Annotated in this window: 2 protein-coding genes; both read left to right on the top strand. The window is 54.2% G+C overall.

Annotation, left to right across the window (positions count from 1 at the left end):
* A partial coding sequence (locus tag RMSM_RS31250; RefSeq protein ID WP_144058093.1) for a vWA domain-containing protein occupies positions 1–725 on the top strand: 725 nt, incomplete at its 5' end.
* Positions 722–1,746 (top strand): hypothetical protein (locus RMSM_RS31245; protein ID WP_008706980.1); only part of this gene is annotated, 1,025 nt, incomplete at its 3' end. The genes RMSM_RS31250 and RMSM_RS31245, both read left to right, overlap by 4 nt.

Raw genomic sequence — 1,746 nt, 5'->3', positions numbered from 1 at the left:
CCACGCCCAATCGGCTTAGCCGAGCCAAGCAACAAATCAACGACATGCTCGATGTGATGGCGGGCGATCGCGTCGGCTTGGTCGTGTTTGCGGGCGAAGTTCGCCAAGTGGTTCCGATGACCAACCACTACGACGATTTTCGCCGCTCACTCAAAGAAGTGGGAACGCATTCGATCCGCCGCGGTGGGTCGCGTTTAGGGGATGCGATACGAGTGGCCAGCGAAGGATTCTTGAGCAAAACCAACGATCACAAGGCGATGGTCATTCTGACCGACGGCGAGGACCAAGAGAGTGAACCGCTGAAAGTCGCCAAGCAAGCCCACAAGGATCGCGGTGTGCGGATCTTCACGATCGGCTTGGGCAACATGAGCGAAGGGGCGAGGATTCCTACAGGCACCAACGGCGATTCCAACTACGTGACTTACGACGGACAACAAGTTTGGTCAAAACTGGACGGTGCAATATTGCAGGCGGTGGCTACCGAAACCAACGGAGCCTTCATTCCAGCTGAAACCAAACAAGTCGATATGGCGAGTGTGTATCACCAATATGTCGCGAAGGTGGAACAGCAACAATTTGAAACCGCCAAGATCAATCAATACGAAGCGAGGTTCCAGTGGTTTGTCGGTTTGGCACTGATCAGTTTCCTGTGCGAGGCATTCATGACACATTGGTTACCGATATCTTCGAATGATTCGGTTCAAGCAGAGGGACAAGCAATATGATTGGAATCAAGACTTCTTTGCGAATTGCGTTGATCGCAATCGTATTCACTCCGTTTGCATATGCCGACGAAGTCGTCCCGTCGGATGCATATCGCTACAATGAAGCCGTGGAACTGTATGCCGCAGGTGAAACCACACGTGCCGCCGAAACGTTCCAACAACTCAGTGGCTCGGATCGTGACGAGATCGCCGCCCGCTCACGTTACAACCTAGGAAACGACCGCTATGCCGAAGCGTTAAAGTTGCTGGAAAGCGAGAAGAGCGACCCGGTAACGGCAGTCGGACTACTTCAAGACGCGGTGAAACATTATCGCAGCAGTTTGGCGATCGCTCCGGACGACGAAGACGCGCGAGCCAATATTGAGTTAGCCATGCAGCTGATCTCGCAAATCCAACAACAGCAGGAGGACGAGTCAAAGTCGCCCGAACCACCTCAGTCGGAACAGCAAAAAGAACAACAGCAGCAGCAACAGGAACAACAGCCGAACGATCCGCAACAACAAAACGATTCGGGTAGTGACCAATCGGAGTCAGAACAAGATTCGTCTGAGCCCAATGATTCGAATCCGCAAGAGGGATCGGATCCGGAAAAGTCCGAGGCACAGCAATCCAAGGACGCGGGGCAAGCAGGTGAATCGGATTCGAATTCCGAAGGTCAGGCGAACAAAGATCAAAACCAGGACTCAGCCGAAAACGATCCTTCGCAATCCGATGCGAACGAAGGACAATCGGAATCGAACCAAGACGCAGCAAACGACGAGGGCCAAAGCAGTGAACCGCAATCGATGCCGTCGGATACGAATCCCCCGTCCGACACCGCAGCGGAGGATCCCAACACAAAGCAGCCGCCGCAAAGTGCGGCTAACGAAAACGCGGACACCGATCCGAGTGACGCTAGCGATCAATCGGCCAACGCTGCGGAATCCGATCCTTCAAAAACCGAAGGCGAACTTTCGGCCGCCAACGCCCAAAACGAAACGACGCTGCAGCTGCGGACCAGGATGACTTCCCAGCCCCCGAC

Source organism: Rhodopirellula maiorica SM1, assembly GCF_000346295.1.
Classification (GTDB): Bacteria; Planctomycetota; Planctomycetia; order Pirellulales; family Pirellulaceae; genus Novipirellula; species Novipirellula maiorica.
Note: the sequence above shows the minus strand (reverse complement) of the source record. Positions and strands in the feature narration are given on the sequence as shown.